We start from the raw sequence: 15524 nt of genomic DNA on the forward strand, positions 1-15524 counted from the left end.
TGCCGACGAGTGGATTGCTACCAGCATAGTCGGCTTCAGCAAGCATTCAGTGGCTTAGTTCGCGGGCACGAGGATCACGAAATTCTTCTTCATGTCTTCCACTACGGTCCATTTGCCCTTGGCGCCCGGTTCGATAATGAACGTGTCGCCAGCGGCCAGTGTGACCGGGGCGCAACCCTCAAGCTCGATGACGCAGCACCCACTCAGGACATGGCAGAACTCCCAGACTTTGTAGTCAATGCGCCACGCCCCGGTGCTGGCTTCCCATTCTCCGGAAATGCGACCTTGCTGTTCATCGTGATAGTACTTGGACGTCAGCGTGTGAGGGGTGCCTTCCAATACTTCTTCAAAGAAGGGCAGGTCGCGCAGCGGTTGGATATCCAGTTCGCGGAACACGGTCAGTTTCTGGTTCATGGCTGTTTCTCGAGCACGTTGTGAGTAGGGCGATACATTAAATAGGCTTCACCGGTGACGCCCAGCATCGGGTGCGGAACGATCTGGCAGGTTTTAACAATTTGAAAACCATGACGTTCGTAGAAGCGGCGTGCACCGTGGTTTTCTTCGTAATCGATCAGGCACAGTCCATCGAGGCCTGCGTCGTCAGCGCGCTGCTGGGCGTGGCGAAGAAACTCGGCACCCAGCCCCTGGCTCCGCCAGGCCTCATCCAGTGCCAGGCTGGATATGTACAAGGTATCGGGTATTTCCATGTCGGAATAAGGCGCGAGGACGGGGTCGGTCTCGACTGGCCTGTCAGGCGTTGCGCGCAAGGCATAGCTATGCATCATGCCGATGACGCGCCCTTCAAAAGTGGCCATCAGGCAGTTCTTGTATGAAAAGTCGCCCTGTTCTCTGGCATAGCGAGACGCACCGACACTCAGCAAGGCTTCTCCAGGTGCGGCGAGCTTGCTCCATATGTAATCGGCCATGCCCTCCGATGTCAGTTGAAAGAAGCGCGCAATATCATGCGCGTCCGAGACTCGAGCGGGTCTGAAGTCGATAGGCATGTGCAGTGCTCCCATGGTGCCGGGGTTCAGTTTTCAAGGGCTACGCCTTTGGCTGGGGGCAGGGTAGACGGTTATAGCGGTTCCCATGATGCTCTGCGCGAACACCATCAGCATGGCCTGCGACACTGCCCTCATGGCCAAATGGCCCGACGATTTCAGGAGCAGGGACACTCCGCCGGCGCCGCCTGCACCGGGGTCATGCGCCAGTGCCCGGACGGTTGGCAAGCAACTCGGCGACCAAGGCGCTGGTATCGACGATATCCAGTTGCGCCAGGCATCGCACGGGCAGGCGAAAGGGGGCGATGCTGTCGGCCACCAGTACCCGTTCGAACGCGCCGCTGTCGAACAGCTCGCCACCGGTGGTGAACAGGCCGTGGGTGGCCGCAGCCAGTAGGCGGCTGGCTCCGGCCTGCCGGCAGGCCTGGGCAGCGCGTAGCAGCGTCTGCCCCGTGCTGATCAGGTCATCGAACACGATGACGGTGCTGCCTGCCACGTTACCGACCAGGTGTTCGCCGCTCAGGCCTGCCTGCTGGCGGTGTTTTTCCATCATGGCCACCGAGACCGGGCGCGCCAGCAGGTGCGCCAGGGCCTGGCGAAACTGCTCCGCGCGTTTGACGCCACCGATATCCGGTGACACGACCGTGACCGCCTGCTCACCGAGTAGCGGGGCCAGGCGTTGGGCGAATAGCTGGGTGCATTGCAGGTTCCAGCTCGGGATTCGGTAGGCGTTGTCGAAGGCGCTGGGGTTGTGCACGTCCAGCGCCACAATGCGGTCCACGCCGCAGCTTTCCATCAGCCGAGCCACATGGCGGGTGATGATAGCGTCCTGAAACTCCACCTTGCGGTCCTTGCGACCATAACAGAGGTAAGGCGTGACTGCCGTCACCTGGCGGGCAGCAGCGTCCTTGAGCGCGCCACAGAAGAACAACAACCGGCATAGCTTGTCATGCGCGCTGTGGTGCGCGTCACCATACAGCGAGTGAAAGACGATGACCGATCGACCGTCCACCGATTCGCCAGGCCAGCACTTGTGCTCTCCGTCCTCGTAGTCGCGCTCTTCATGTGCAGACAGTTTCCTGCCCAAGCGTTGCGCCAAGGCATTCCCATAGGCCTGGCTGCCTTGCAAGGCGAACAGCAACGGCGGTGTGTCATTCATGCCCTGCGCTCCAGAGGTCGTTCACAGCGACATGAGCTGCATGGCACTGTGCGGTTTGATGAGTATCCAGTCGAGCATAGCCAGCGGGCGATCGTTCAACCGTGAATCGCCAGAATACTGGAGTGAATCTTGTACAGGGTTTGCTCGGTAGTACTGCCGACGACCTTGCTCACCCCCTCGTGGTAGAGCGTGCCCATCACCACCACATCGAAGCCTTGCTGGTTCGCGTATTCGCTGACCACGTTACGGGCAGCACCCCGCACCAGGTGCAGGTGATCTGGCTTGATGCCATAACGGCCGCCGAACGTCGCCATGCGCTCGCGCGCACGACCGGACATTTCCTCGGCCAGTTTGTCTGTCCAGGCAACGGGTGCGGCGGCATAGGCAACGAAGCTGGCGCTGGGTTCGTAGGCCTGCAGCAGATGCAGTTGCGCCTTGCAGCGTTGTGCCAGTGCCTGTGCCGATTGCAGGATGTGGTCGTTGAGCTTCTCGATCAGCGGGTCGTGCTCGACCAGGTCCACGGCGACGAGTACGCGCGCTGGCAGCGTCGTTTCAGCCTGGGCTACCAGGTGCAGCGGGATCGGGCAGCGGCGTAGCAATTGCCAGTCCAATGGCGTGAGCAGGGCACGGCTCAAGGCGGTTTCGTGCTGGATGTCCTTGATCACCATCCCTATCCGGTGCAGTTGGGCCAGCCGGATCAAGTCCTTGAGCGGGTCTTGATCGTCCAGTGTCTCGGCGTAGGCGGTAATGCCCAGTTCGCCCATCGCCTTCACCTGGTCAGCGAGCCAAGCCTTTCGATGCTCGGCGTCCTGCTTGCGGGCGTTTTTGCGTAGCACCTGGTCCAGGGTTGCCAGGCGCGAGGGCAATTGACTGAGCGCCACCAGGTGCAAGGTAGCACCTGTCGCACTGCTCAGCGCTTGAGCACGCGTCAGGGCAGGCGAAGGGTGCAGGTCTGGATGGCAGATCAGCAGCAGTCTTGAGTAAGTGTTCATGATGGCCTCCACCGCGGTGGCAGCCTCGATGAAGGCCCACCGGTTCAGGCCAAGCGTGACGCAGTGGGGCTCGATGACCTTGATATTTATCAAGATTGGCTGAATGCGGTGTACTCATGACCGGGTCGCAGAGCTCGGCATGTTTCTCGCTGCGCATCAACACTGTTCGCTGTTGTACAGCTGATCAGCAGTGATGTCGTCCTGCAGGCATTAAAGCTGCTTCGAGTAATCTCTATGTCATTGTAAATAAAAAAAATATTTATTGGCATGGATTGTGTTGATGGAGCATTGAGAGGCGCCGAAACAGGGTGCCGAGCCTATCGATCAGGAGCCCCCATGCCACGTGAAATTCGTTTGAACGCCTTCGAGATGAACTGTGTCGGCCATCAGTCGCCCGGACTCTGGAGGCACCCCAAGGATCGCGCCTGGCAATACAAGGATCTGGAATACTGGACGGATCTGGCCAAGTTGCTTGAGCGCGGTAAGTTTGACGGCATCTTCATCGCCGACGTGATCGGCATCTACGACGTGCTGGGCGGCAATGGCGATGCGGCGATCCGCCAGGCGACCCAGGTTCCGGTCAATGATCCGCTGGCGCTGATCACCCCGATGGCGCTGGTTACCGAACACCTCGGTTTTGGCCTCACCGCCTCGCTGACGTTCGAGCACCCGTACCCTTTCGCCCGGCGCCTGTCGACCCTGGATCACCTGACCAAGGGGCGCATCGGCTGGAACATCGTTACCTCGTACCTCGACAGCGGCGCGCGCAACCTCGGGCAGAAGGCGCTGAGCGACCACGATGCGCGCTACGACTACGCCGACGAATATCTTGAAGTGCTCTACAAGCTGTTCGAGGGGAGCTGGGAAGAGGGCGCTGTGCTGCGTGATCGCGAGCGCGGTATTTTCAGCGATCCGAGCAAGGTTCATGCGATCCGCCATCAGGGCAAGCACTTCCAGGTGCCCGGCATCCACCTCTGCGAGCCTTCGCCGCAGCGCACGCCGGTGCTCTATCAGGCGGGGGCGTCGAGCCGTGGCAAGGACTTCGCCGCCGGACACGCCGAGTGCGTGTTCGTCGCCGCACCGTCCAAGGTGATCCTGAAGAAAACCGTGGCCGACATCCGCCGTCGCGCTGCCGAGGCCGGGCGTGATCCACGCAAGGTGCTGATCTTCAACCTGCAGACGGTGATCGTCGACGAGACCGACGCCAAGGCTCAGGCCAAGTGGCAGGAGCTCACGTCATATACCAGCTACGAAGGTGCGCTGGCGCTGATCTCGGGATGGACGGGGATCGACTTCGGCCAGTACCGGCCCGACCAGGTGCTCAAGCATATCCATACCAATGCCATTCAGTCGGCAGTGGAAACCTTTTCCACCGCCGACCCCAATAAGCAATGGACGGTGCAGGAACTGGCCGATTGGGTTGGTATTGGCGGCTTCGGCCCGCTGATCGTCGGCAGTGCGCAGACCGTCGCCGACGAGCTGCAGGCCTGGGTCGAGGAAACCGACGTGGACGGCTTCAACCTGGCTTACGTCCTGGCCCACGAAACCTTCCGCGATGTGGTCGAGCTGCTGGTGCCCGAGTTGCAGAAACGCGGTGTGTACAAGACCGAATATCGTTCCGGAACCCTGCGCGAGAAGCTGTTCGGCGATGGCCCGCGACTGCCCGCCAACCATCCTGGCGCCGGCTATCGCGACCTCAGCCAGCAGCGCGAAAACGTCGATGTCAACCTGGCCGAGCCGGCCTGAATCGGCAGAGGAGTCATCGCATGAGCATTCATGAACGCTATCCGCCGTTGCCCGACGTAGTGGCCGACAGCGCGCTGACGGCGCTGCAGCGTTGGGCCAGAGAACGGCCGACACAAATCGCCCTGCGTCATCGCCGTCTTGGTGCGTGGAAGGCCTGGCGCTGGATCGATGTGCAGCACGAGGTCGAGCGGGTTGCCAACGGCTTGCGCCAGCAGGGGTTCGGCCCCGGGCAGCGCCTGGCATTGAGTGGTGCCTTCGAGCCGAGCCTGCTGATTCTGGCGTTGGCTGCCCACCCGCTTGGCGGCCAGAGTCTGGTGATTGGCCGCGACAGCCGTGGCGATGAGCTGCAACGGCAACTGCGCCAGGGGCGTCCGACGTTCGCCTTCGTCCAACGCCGTGAAGACGTGTCGCACTGGTTGGGTAGCGGCCTTGCCGAGCTGTGGCCACTGCGTTTGTTTTCCGCCCAGGCCAATGTCGTGAGCAACGGCTTGTGGCAGGTGCAGCCGCTGTCGACGCTGTTTGTCGGCGAGGCGCCGGTGGCGCAGCGCCAGGGTTGGGCGCAGGTCGCCGAAGATGACGTGCTGTGGGTCGATGAGGGCACCGAATGGCATGAGGGATTGGGGCATTTGCTGAGCCGTTGGTTGCAACATGGCGAAAGTCTAGCCTTCCCGGAAACTAGCGAGTCTGCTGGTCGCGACCGTCGCGAAATCGCCCCGACCGGGTTGTTGTTGTCCGCTGCGGGGGTCGAGGCGCTGGCGGGCGAAATCGATGCCCGCCTGGCGCCACCAGGCAGTTGGCGACGGCGTTTGTGTGACTGGACGCTGGAGAATCCACACCAGGGCTTGCGTCGCTGGCTGAAGCAGCGGGTGCGGCGTCTGCTCGGCTTCCATCGCTTGCGCCGGATCGAGGTGCCAAGTGCGTCTGCCAGCGTGGCGCTACAAGGCCCGGCACGCTTGTCATGGCTGCACGAATATCTGGAGCGCGCGGCATGAGTGCTTTGCTGGAGGTGCGCAACGTGTCGCTGTCGTTCAAGGGCGTGAAGGCGATTTCCGACTTGTCCTTCAGCGTCAGGCGCGGCGAGATCTGCGCCCTGATCGGGCCGAATGGCGCCGGCAAGAGCTCGCTGCTGAACATCCTCAATGGCGTCTACCGGGCCGATGCCGGCCAGCTGTTCTTCGCCACCGAGCCGTTGCGCCGGCCGCACCCGCTGCAGGCGGCGCGGCTGGGGATCGGCCGTACCTTCCAGAACAATGCGCTGTTCAAGAAGATGAGTGTGCTGGACAACCTGCTTACCGGTCTGTCGCGTTTCCAGCGCAGTTTCTTTCTCGAACAGGCGCTGGGCCTGCCACGTGCCCGGCGCGAGGCCCGGGCTTTCGCCGAGCGCGCCGAGCAGGTGCTGGAGTTCCTCGAGCTGCAGCCCTGGCGCGACGTTGCCGTGGGCAGCCTGGCCTATGGCCTGCAGAAACGCGTGGAGCTGGGGCGTGCCCTGATCGCGCAGCCGACCCTGCTGCTACTCGACGAGCCGATGGCGGGGATGAACGCTGAAGAGAAACAGGACATGAGCCGCTTCATCGCCGATATCAACCGTGATCTCGGCACCACGGTGATTCTCATCGAACACGACATTCAGGTGGTCATGGGGCTGTCCAGCCACGTGGTGGTGCTGGACTACGGGCGCAAGGTCGGCGATGGCACACCGGCCGAAGTGCAGGCCAATCCCGATGTGATCGCCGCCTACCTGGGAGCGCCGCACGGATGAACTTCTTCCTGGAAACCTTAATCGGCGGCTTGCTCGCCGGCACCCTGTATTCGCTGGTGGCCATCGGCTTCGTGCTGATCTACAAGGCCAGCGGCGTGTTCAACTTCGCCCAGGGCGCGATGCTGCTGTTTGCTGCGCTGACCTTCGTTAGCCTGCACGAGCAGGGCCTGCCGTTCGCCCTGGCGTTGGCCCTGACCGTACTGGTGATGATCGTCGGCGCGCTGCTGATCGAGCGCCTGGTGCTGCGGCCCCTGGTCAATCGTTCGCAGATCACCCTGTTCATGGCCACCCTCGGCCTGTCGTTCATCATCGAGGGCCTGGCCCAGGGCTTGATGGGCGCCCAGGTGCGCGCGCTGGATCTGGGCATCGAGGACGTCCCGCTGTTCGTCGGCGAACTGATGATCAGCCAGTTCGACCTGGTCGCCTCCGGCGTTTCCGCCTTGTTGGTGGCGGTGCTGGCGCTGCTGTTCAACAAGACCCGCATCGGTGTGGCCTTGCGTGCGGTGGCCGACGATACCCGCGCGGCGCTGTCGCTGGGCATCAACCTCAACCGCATCTGGCAGATCGTCTGGGCCGTGGCCGGAATGGTCGGGCTGGTGGCCGGGCTGCTCTGGGGGGCGCGCCAGGGCGTGCAGTTCTCGCTCTCGCTGGTCGTGCTCAAGGCGCTGCCGGTGCTGATCATCGGCGGCTTCACCTCGATTGGCGGAGCCATCGTCGGCGGGCTGATCGTCGGTGCCGCCGAGAACCTCGCCGAAGCCTACATAGGCCCGCTGATCGGCGGCGGCATCACGCCCTGGTTCGCTTATTTCCTCGCCCTGATCTTCCTCTACATCCGTCCGGCCGGCCTGTTCGGCGACCGGGCCACCGAACGGGTATGACGCAATGACCGCTACCGTTTCACGCTTGGGCGCCGGCTTCGACGAGGCGCCGCTGACCCTGGTGCGCCGTCGCTGGCCAGTGGGCCTGCCGTTGTTGCTGCTGGTGGCCTTCGTCGGCTTGCCCTGGCTGGGCAACGACTACTGGCTCAACGCGATCCTGATTCCCTTCCTGGTGCTGTCGCTGGCCGGGCTGGGGCTGAACTTGCTGACCGGCTACACCGGGCAGACCTCGGTCGGTGCCGCCGGCTTTATGGCGGTGGGCGCCTTCGCCACCTACGGCCTGCTGCTGCGTGTGCCTGGGCTCCCTTTGCCGCTGGCGCTGATCGGCGGCGGGCTGATTGCCGGCCTGGTCGGCTTGCTGTTCGGCATACCCAGTTCGCGGATCAAGGGTTTCTACCTGATGGTCACCACGCTGGCTGCGCAGTTCTTCCTCGAATGGGTGTTCGCCAAGTTTCCCTGGTTCTACAACCATGCCTCGTCCGGCACCATCAGCGCACCGCGCCTGGAGTTGTTCGGCCACAGCCTGGCCTCGCCGGTAGGTCGCTACCTGCTGACCCTGAGCTGCGTGGTGCTGCTGACCTGGGTCGCGGTCAACCTGGTGCGCAGCCAGGTCGGGCGCAACTGGATGGCGATCCGCGACATGGACACCGCCGCCTCTGTGATCGGCATTCCGGTGGAGCGCTACAAACGCCTGGCCTTTGCCGTCAGCTCATTCTACCTGGGCATCGCCGGGGCGCTCTGGGCCTTCGCCTACCTGGGCACGTCCAGTGCCGGCAGCTTTGATATCAACCGCTCGTTCCAGATCCTCTTCATCATCATCATCGGTGGCATGGGCAGCATCGCCGGCAATTTCATCGGCGCGGCTTTCATCAGCCTCACACCGATTCTGCTCAGCCATGCCGGGCAGTGGCTGTTCGGCGGCAATGTCGATGCCGGGCAATTGCAGAACCTGCAGAAGATCCTCTTTGGCAGCCTGATCATCTGGTTCCTGATCAAGGAGCCGGAAGGCCTGGTACGCCTGCTCGGCGACCTGCGCGAACGCATCAGGGTCTGGCCGCTGCGATTCTGAGCACGACCGCCTCTTTCCATGAACCTTGACCCGACCGCGGGAAAGGAGGCTTTCACCCCAGCACAAGAAGTTCACACCATGCGCAAACCCTTGCATCGTCACCTGCTCGTCAGCCTCTTTGTGCTCGGCGCCCAGGCCCTGTCTCCGGTCGTCACCCAGGCCGCCGACAACCAGCAGTTCATTCCCATGGCCACCTACCGGGTCGGCGCCTATGCCTCCAGCGGGATTCCCTGGTGGGCCGGAGAGATCGACTACTTCCGTTACATCAACGAGGTGGAAGGCGGCATCAACGGCGTCAAGCTGGTCTGGCAGGAGTGCGAGACCGAGTGGAACGTCGACCGTATCGTCGAGTGCTACGAGCGCTACAAAGATGGCAAGGATGGCGCGCCGACGGCGTTCTTCTTCACCCACAGCACTCCGGGCTCCTATGCGCTGATGGAGAAGGGCGCGGCCGACCGCATCCCGCTGATCGATGGTGCCGGCGGGCGCACCGAGTCTACCGACGGCAGCGTGTTCCCCTATGCCTTCCCACTGCTGCTGAACTACTACGGGCAGGCCTCGGTGGGCATCAACTACATCGCCGAGCGCGAGGGCGGCTTCGACAAGCTCAAGGGCAAGAAGATCGTCACCGTCTACCACGACTCGGCGTATGGCCGGGAAACCCAAGCGCCGATGAAGCTGCTGGCGGAAACATACGGCTTCGAGAACATCCAGATCCCGGTGGCCGATCCGGGCAATGAGCAGTCGGCGCAGTGGCGCCAGGTGCGGCAGATCAAGCCAGATTGGGTGTTCCTGCGTACCTGGGGCGTGTCCACTCCGGTTGGCATAAAGACGGCCGCACGCTTCGGCATCCCGGTGGAGCGCATCATCGGCGACGTCTGGGCCGGCTCCGAGGCCGACGTGCTCCCAGCCGGCACGGCGGCCAAGGGCTACCAGGCCCTGGCGCCGTTCCCCGGTGGCGACGGTTTCGAGATTCACCAGCGCCTGCGCCAGCACATCCTCGATGTTGGCAAGAGCGACCTGAAGGATAAGCGCTACTTCGGCAAGGTGTACTACAACATCGGCCTGATCAATGCCGCGATTGCCGTCGAGGCGCTGCGCACCGCCCAGGGCAAGTTTGGCAACCGCCCGCTCAATGGTGAGGAAGCGCGCTGGGGCTTCGAGCACCTGAATATCGACGCCGCGCGCCTCAAGGCCAGTGGCTTCGAAGGGCTGCTGCCACCGCTGCAGCTGTCCTGCTCTGATCACGAGGGCGGTGGTGCGGCCCGCGTTCAGCAGTGGGACGGCGAGAAATGGGTGCTGGTGACCGACTGGATCCAGGCCGACCGCACCACCTTGCGTCCGCTGATCGAGGCCAAGTCCGCCGCCTATGCCCAGGAGAAGGGCATCACCCCGCGTAATTGCGCCAACGAGCAATAACCCCCATGACCTGCGCCCGGCCACCGTCGCGTGGGCTGGGCGCCTGAGGAGAAAGACCATGTATGCAACGCTTAAACGCGGTGTCGCCGCCTTTGGCCTGGCGCTCGCGAGCTACGCCGCGATGCCGTCGGCGGCCCAGGCGGCCAATGAACAATTCTTCCCGCTAGCCACCTACCGAGTCGGTGCCTATGCCTCCAGCGGCATTCCGGTGTGGGCCGGGATGATCGACTACCTGCGCTACATCAACGACGTCGAAGGCGGCATCAATGGCGTCAAGCTGGTCTGGCAGGAGTGTGAGACCGAGTGGACGGCGGAGAAGGGCATCGAGTGCTACGAGCGCTTCAAGAACGGCCTCAATGGCGCTCCGGTAGCGGTCTACCAGCCCAATGGTGCGCCGGCTGCCTATGCCCTGGCGGACAAGGCCGAGGCCGACCGGATCCCGCTGATCACCCTCGGCTATGGTCGTACCGAGGCCACCGATGGCCGCGTCTTTCCCTACAACTTCCCGGTGATGCTGACCTTCTACAGCGAGGCTTCGGCATTCATCAACTACGTGGCCGAGCGCGAGGGTGGGCTGGACAAGCTCAAGGGCAAGAAGATTGCCACCGTCTACCACGACTCCGCCTATGGCCGGGAAACCCAGGGGCCGCTGAAGCTGCTGGCGGAGAAGTACGGCTTCGAGAACATCCAGATTCCCGTCGCCGACCCGGGTAACGAGCAGGCCTCGCAGTGGCGCCAGGTGCGCCAGCTCAAGCCGGACTGGGTATTCCTGCGCACCTGGGGCGTGTCCACCCCGGTGGCGATCAAGACCGCGGCGCGCTTCGGCTTTCCGGTCGATCGCATCATTGGCGACATCTGGGCCAGCTCCAATGAAGATGTGCTGCCGGCCGGCGAGGCGGGCAAGGGTTATCTGGCCCTGACGCCCTATCCGGGCGGTGCCGACTTCGACATCCACCAGCGCATCAAGGAACACATCCTCGACAAGGGCAAGAGCGACCTCAAGGATCCGAAGAGCTTCGGCAGCGTGTACTACAACTCCGGCCTGGTGAATGCCGCCATCGCCGTCGAGGCGATCCGCGCCGCGCAGAAGCACTTCGGACCGCGGCCGCTCAATGGCGAAGAAGGTCGCTGGGGCTTGGAACACCTCGATCTCGACGATGCGCGGCTCAAGGCGATCGGTTTCCTGGGGCTGATGCAGCCGCTGAAGCTGTCGTGCAGCGACCACGAGGGTGGCGGTGCCGTCAAGGTGCAGCAGTGGGATGGCCAGCAGTGGAAGCTGATCACCGATTGGGTGCAGGCCGATCATGTCACCCTGCGCCCCCTGATCGACGCCAAGGCTGCCGAGTACGCGAAAGAGAAAGGCGTGCCCCCCCGTGCGTGTGACGCGCCGTGAGCGCTCGCTTTTCACCTGTGGCAGGGGCTTTAGCCGCGACCGGCACGGGCAACGCATTTCAAGGCTTTGGGGCGGCAGGCGCCGCCCGCTGAACGACGACCAGAGGGCAACAATCCATGACCAGTGCGACTCTTCCAGCCGCCGTCAGCAGCGAGCTGCTGGCAGTGGAGGACATCGAAGTGATCTACGACGGCGCGATCCTCGCCGTGGCCGGTGTATCCCTGCAGGTCGGGCAGGGCGATATCGTCGCCTTGCTAGGCGCCAACGGTGCTGGCAAGAGCACCACACTCAAGGCTATTTCCGGCCTGGTGCAGGCCGACCGGGCGCAGGTCAGCCGTGGCCATATCCGCTTCCAGGGGCAGGACACCGCCGGTGTCGCGGCCAACCTGCTGGCACGCCAGGGTATCGTCCATGTGCTGGAAGGACGGCATGTGTTCGCCCACCTGACCATCGAGGAAAACCTGCGCAGTGGCGGCTTCCTGCGTAACCCGACGCGGCGCCAACTGGAGCAGGATCTGGAGCGCATCTATGCCTGGTTCCCGCGCTTGAAGACCAAGCGCAAGACTCAGGCTGGGCTGACTTCCGGCGGTGAGCAGCAGATGCTCGCCATCGGCCGCGCGCTGATGACCAAACCGCGCCTGGTGCTGCTCGACGAACCCTCGATGGGCTTGGCGCCGATCCTCGTCGAGGAGATCTTCGCCATCGTCGCCCAGCTCAATGCGCAGGAGGGCGTGAGCTTTCTGGTGGCCGAGCAGAACATCAACGTTGCCCTGCGCCATGCTAGCCATGCCTACATCCTGGAGAACGGCCGGGTGGTGGGTGAGGGCAGTGCTGCCGAGCTGGCCGCGCGGGAAGATATTCAGCATTTCTACCTGGGCGGCAAGGCTGACTGAGCGGTGGCGACGGCTGTGGAACGCTGTGGTTATACCGCCTTTTACTGAGTAGGTGATGTTCCATTCAACGCGGCCCAGGCCGCGTTTTTTTTCCTGACGAAAGCGCTGTGGCGCCGGCAACAGCAGTTGTGCAGATTGCTCCGCAGACGGTGCATCATATTGTTGAGTAGATTGTTCAACTGATTGAATAACAATGATTTTTTCTGTTGGCATGGTTGTTGGAACAACTGGATTTGCAGCGCCTGGAAAGGCGCCTACCTCGTCATTCCAAGGATCACTGCCATGCGCTCTACCGCTTGCTACAGAACAGCTCTTTCTCTGGCCATCCTGCTGGCCGGCCCCGCGTTTGCCGACAGCGATGATGAAGGCTTCATCGACGGCACGCAGATCCATGTGCTCAACCGCAACTTCTTCTTCAGCCAGGACTATCGCAACGGCGACTTCACCCTCAACCCCAACAATGGTCAGCGGCAGAGCCTGCATCGTGAATGGGGCCACGGCATCATCGCCAATCTGCAATCCGGTTTCACCCGTGGCACTGTCGGCTTCGGCGTGGATGTGCAGGGGCTGGTCGGGCTCAAGCTCGATGGCGGCAATGGGGCAGTCGGCAATGGTGTCGGCGTGCCTGGCATCGTGTCGCGCTCGGGGAGCAACTTCGATGGCGAGCCCAAGGACAGCTACGGCAAGGTTGGCGCCGCGCTCAAGGTGCGCGCCTTCGACACCGAACTGCGCTATGGCGACGTAAGCCCGACCAGCCCGGTGCTGCACGCCAGCGACATTCGCCTGCTGCCGCAGACACTGCGCGGCTTCATCTTCAACAACAACTCGCTGGATGGCCTGAGCCTGCAGGGCGGCAAGCTGGAGTCGAGCAGTGACCGCAACGCCAGCAACCACCGTGGTGATCTCGGCACCGTCTATGCCGGGCGTATCAAGGGCGCCAACGATGTGGTGTACCTGGGTGGCGATTACTCGTTCAACGATCAGCTCACCTTGCGCCTGCACAGCAGCCGCCTCGACGACGTATGGAACCAGTCGTTCTTCAGCGTCGACCATGTGCAGCCGCTGGGTAGCGAGCTGAGCCTGAAGACCGGCCTCAATTATTACCGCACCCGTGACAGCGGCCAGGCGCTGGCCGGCCAGATCGACAACGACTCATGGAGCGTGCATGCCGGTCTGGCTGCCGGCGCTCATGGCTTCAAGCTGTCCTACACACGCATCGATGGCGACACGCCGTTCGACTACGTGTGGAACACCTATGACCTGCAACTGGATGCCGCCTCGCAGGTTTCCGACTTCAACAACCCCAATGAGCGAGCCTGGGAAGCCCGTTACGACTATGACTTCGCCACGCTTGGCGTGCCAGGGCTGAGCCTGACGGCCCGCTACGTGCGCGGTACCGACATCGACGGTACGCGCGCGGGGGGCGCTTACAGCTACTTCAATGGTACCGAGGACGGCCGCCACTGGGAGCGCAACCTGTGGCTGAAGTACGTGCTGCAGAGTGGGCCGGCCAAGGACCTCTCGTTCAACCTGATGCAGGCCACCCACCGCGTCGGTGGCGATCACGTCGCCGAGTCCAACGTCGACGAACTGCGCCTGATCGTCCAGTACCCGCTGGATATCAGCCTCTGAGAACCTGCTCACGATCTCGCGAGATAACGCCATGTAACACCGATGGCGGCCCCGCAAAAACAGGCGCGGCGCGGTCGGAGTCGCGCTCGACTTCATCCGCTGTAAATGAGCAGTCCGACCACGCTGGCGCTCCAGCCTTTTTTAACGCAGGAGGGCCGACGCGCAGCAGGTCGTGAACAGGTCTGAGGCAAGTGTCCGCCCGGCAACAGCCAATCCACAGTTTGCCGCCACAGGTGCTTTTCCAATTATCTGGATTGCGCATCAAGTCATTGAATATGAAGGATTTTCCAGGTTGGTACGGGCTGTGCAGTAGCCCTGGAGAATCCATCACGCTTGGAGCAACACATGACTCAGTCACAACCCGCCGATCTGCGCGAGCAGTTCAGCTCGGCGCCTCGGCGCCCGGCACAGATCATCCGTAGCGACGCCGAAGCCATCGAGGTGGCGCAGCGCTTGGCCGAGGATTTTGCCCGTGAGGCAGCCTGGCGTGATCGCGAGCGGCGCCTGCCCTGGGAAGAACTGGAGCGCTTTTCCGAAAGCGGTCTGTGGGCAATCAGCGTGCCCAAGGCGCACGGCGGCGCCGGGGTATCTTATGTCACCCTCAGCGAGGTGATCGCGACCATCTCCGCCGCCGATTCATCGCTCGGCCAGTTGCCGCAGAACCACTTTGGTGTGCTCAGCAACCTCGGCCTGACCGGCAGCGAGGCGCAGAAGCGCCGCTACTACGCCAAGGTGCTGCAAGGCTACCGTTTCGGTAACGCCTTTTCCGAAGCGCGCAGCCAGTACGTCACCACCTTCCAGACGCAGATCCGCTTCGACGGCGACAGCGCCGTGCTCGATGGCGAGAAGGCCTACTGCACGGGGGCACTGTTCGCCCACATCGTCCCGGTCGCGGGTGTCGACGAGGAGGGCCGCCCGCACATCGCCTTCGTGCCACGCGATGCAGCTGGCCTGACGGTGATCGACAGTTGGGATGGCTTCGGCCAGCGCATCACAGCCAGCGGCCAGGTGCGTATCGAAGGCGTGCGAGTGCCAGCGAGCGAGGTGATACCGGCCTGGAAGGCCTACGACCAGCCAACCGCTGATGGCCCGATCTCGCAGATCATCCAGGCCGCCGTGGACACCGGCATCGCCCGTGGCGCCTTTGCCGAAACCCTGCGCGTGGCGCGTCAGGCACGCCCGTGGGTCGACAGCGGCTTGCAGCACGGCTGGCAGGATCCACTTGGCCAGGCGCTAATCGGCGAGCTGGCCTGGCGCCTGCAGGCGGCCGAGGCGATCTTGCAGCGCGCTGCCGAGGCGGTCGATCGCGCCGTCGCCGAGCCTGGCGAAGAGCTCGTTGCTGAAGCCTCAGTGGTGGTCGGCCAGGCCAAGGTGCTGTCTACCGAGATTTCCCTTGAGGCGTCCAGTCGCCTGCTGGAGCTGGGCGGCACGCGCAGCGTCTCGGCCAGCCAGGGGCTGGACCGCTTCTGGCGCAATGCGCGCACCCACACGCTGCATGACCCGGTGCGCTGGAAGTACCACCTGGTCGGCAATCAATTGCTCAACGGCATCAAGCCGCAACGTCATTCCTGGAACTGAGGTCA

General features: G+C 63.2%; 14 protein-coding genes. 10 read left to right on the forward strand and 4 right to left on the reverse strand.

Features of this window, described 5'->3' with window-relative positions:
- Positions 1-54: 54 nt before the first annotated feature.
- The 4 genes from C4Q27_RS24295 to C4Q27_RS24310 form a co-directional block, all read right to left on the reverse strand.
- Positions 55-414, reverse strand: coding sequence for a cupin domain-containing protein (locus C4Q27_RS24295; protein ID WP_003253997.1), 360 nt, complete (start codon positions 412-414; stop codon positions 55-57).
- Positions 411-1004, reverse strand: a complete 594-nt coding sequence (locus C4Q27_RS24300) for a GNAT family N-acetyltransferase (protein ID WP_232968616.1) — start codon at positions 1002-1004, stop codon at positions 411-413. Before C4Q27_RS24300 ends, C4Q27_RS24295 begins: the two co-directional genes overlap by 4 nt.
- A 196-nt stretch (positions 1005-1200) precedes the next feature.
- Complete coding sequence (locus C4Q27_RS24305) at positions 1201-2160, reverse strand: ribose-phosphate pyrophosphokinase (RefSeq protein WP_104887475.1); 960 nt, start codon at positions 2158-2160, stop codon at positions 1201-1203.
- Between the two features lie 95 nt (positions 2161-2255).
- Positions 2256-3245, reverse strand: coding sequence for a universal stress protein (locus C4Q27_RS24310; protein ID WP_064493314.1), 990 nt, complete (start codon positions 3243-3245; stop codon positions 2256-2258).
- A 243-nt stretch (positions 3246-3488) separates the two neighbouring features.
- On the opposite strand from C4Q27_RS24310, the gene C4Q27_RS24315 reads away from it, so the two are divergent.
- The 10 genes from C4Q27_RS24315 (at position 3489) to C4Q27_RS24360 (ending at position 15519) form a co-directional block, all read left to right on the forward strand.
- Positions 3489-4898 carry an LLM class flavin-dependent oxidoreductase gene (locus C4Q27_RS24315; RefSeq protein ID WP_064493313.1) on the forward strand — a complete coding sequence of 470 codons (1410 nt, stop codon included), beginning with the start codon at positions 3489-3491 and terminating at the stop codon, positions 4896-4898.
- 20 nt (positions 4899-4918) lie between these two features.
- Entirely contained in the window at positions 4919-5890 is a 972-nt protein-coding gene (locus C4Q27_RS24320; protein WP_064493312.1) for an AMP-binding protein, read from the forward strand.
- Entirely contained in the window at positions 5887-6657 is a 771-nt protein-coding gene (locus C4Q27_RS24325; RefSeq protein WP_003253991.1) for an ABC transporter ATP-binding protein, read from the forward strand. The genes C4Q27_RS24320 and C4Q27_RS24325 overlap by 4 nt, the downstream gene beginning before the upstream one ends.
- A complete protein-coding gene (locus C4Q27_RS24330; protein WP_003253990.1) occupies positions 6654-7535 on the forward strand; it encodes a branched-chain amino acid ABC transporter permease in 882 nt (293 codons plus the stop codon). The genes C4Q27_RS24325 and C4Q27_RS24330 overlap by 4 nt, the downstream gene beginning before the upstream one ends.
- Before the next feature lie 4 nt (positions 7536-7539).
- A complete protein-coding gene (locus tag C4Q27_RS24335; RefSeq protein WP_003253989.1) occupies positions 7540-8604 on the forward strand; it encodes a branched-chain amino acid ABC transporter permease in 1065 nt (354 codons plus the stop codon).
- Between the two features lie 78 nt (positions 8605-8682).
- The gene (locus C4Q27_RS24340; RefSeq protein ID WP_060538311.1) at positions 8683-10023 is read left to right on the forward strand and encodes an ABC transporter substrate-binding protein; all 1341 of its coding nucleotides are present in this window, start codon (positions 8683-8685) and stop codon (positions 10021-10023) included.
- Between the two features lie 58 nt (positions 10024-10081).
- Entirely contained in the window at positions 10082-11416 is a 1335-nt protein-coding gene (locus C4Q27_RS24345) for an ABC transporter substrate-binding protein (protein WP_104887476.1), read from the forward strand.
- A 116-nt stretch (positions 11417-11532) separates the two neighbouring features.
- Positions 11533-12309, forward strand: a complete 777-nt coding sequence (locus C4Q27_RS24350; RefSeq protein ID WP_064493309.1) for an ABC transporter ATP-binding protein — start codon at positions 11533-11535, stop codon at positions 12307-12309.
- 282 nt (positions 12310-12591) lie between these two features.
- Positions 12592-13941, forward strand: coding sequence for an OprD family porin (locus tag C4Q27_RS24355; protein WP_064493308.1), 1350 nt, complete (start codon positions 12592-12594; stop codon positions 13939-13941).
- Between the two features lie 345 nt (positions 13942-14286).
- Complete coding sequence (locus C4Q27_RS24360) at positions 14287-15519, forward strand: SfnB family sulfur acquisition oxidoreductase (RefSeq protein ID WP_104887477.1); 1233 nt, start codon at positions 14287-14289, stop codon at positions 15517-15519.
- Positions 15520-15524: the final 5 nt, after the last annotated feature.

Source organism: Pseudomonas sp. SWI36, from assembly GCF_002948105.1.
In the GTDB taxonomy this organism is placed as follows: domain Bacteria; phylum Pseudomonadota; class Gammaproteobacteria; order Pseudomonadales; family Pseudomonadaceae; genus Aquipseudomonas; species Aquipseudomonas alloputida.

Bases quoted from the DNA above. Each gene is read 5' to 3' on its own strand.
- C4Q27_RS24360 (WP_104887477.1), top strand. From the start codon at position 14,287: ATGACTCAGTCACAACCCGCCGATCTGCGCGAGCAGTTCAGCTCGGCG.
- C4Q27_RS24330 (WP_003253990.1), top strand. From the start codon at position 6,654: ATGAACTTCTTCCTGGAAACCTTAATCGGCGGCTTGCTCGCCGGCACC.
- C4Q27_RS24345 (WP_104887476.1), top strand. From the start codon at position 10,082: ATGTATGCAACGCTTAAACGCGGTGTCGCCGCCTTTGGCCTGGCGCTC.
- C4Q27_RS24350 (WP_064493309.1), top strand. From the start codon at position 11,533: ATGACCAGTGCGACTCTTCCAGCCGCCGTCAGCAGCGAGCTGCTGGCA.
- C4Q27_RS24305 (WP_104887475.1), bottom strand. From the start codon at position 2,160: ATGAATGACACACCGCCGTTGCTGTTCGCCTTGCAAGGCAGCCAGGCC.
- C4Q27_RS24300 (WP_232968616.1), bottom strand. From the start codon at position 1,004: ATGCCTATCGACTTCAGACCCGCTCGAGTCTCGGACGCGCATGATATT.
- C4Q27_RS24325 (WP_003253991.1), top strand. From the start codon at position 5,887: ATGAGTGCTTTGCTGGAGGTGCGCAACGTGTCGCTGTCGTTCAAGGGC.
- C4Q27_RS24355 (WP_064493308.1), top strand. From the start codon at position 12,592: ATGCGCTCTACCGCTTGCTACAGAACAGCTCTTTCTCTGGCCATCCTG.
- C4Q27_RS24320 (WP_064493312.1), top strand. From the start codon at position 4,919: ATGAGCATTCATGAACGCTATCCGCCGTTGCCCGACGTAGTGGCCGAC.
- C4Q27_RS24315 (WP_064493313.1), top strand. From the start codon at position 3,489: ATGCCACGTGAAATTCGTTTGAACGCCTTCGAGATGAACTGTGTCGGC.
- C4Q27_RS24340 (WP_060538311.1), top strand. From the start codon at position 8,683: ATGCGCAAACCCTTGCATCGTCACCTGCTCGTCAGCCTCTTTGTGCTC.
- C4Q27_RS24295 (WP_003253997.1), bottom strand. From the start codon at position 414: ATGAACCAGAAACTGACCGTGTTCCGCGAACTGGATATCCAACCGCTG.
- C4Q27_RS24335 (WP_003253989.1), top strand. From the start codon at position 7,540: ATGACCGCTACCGTTTCACGCTTGGGCGCCGGCTTCGACGAGGCGCCG.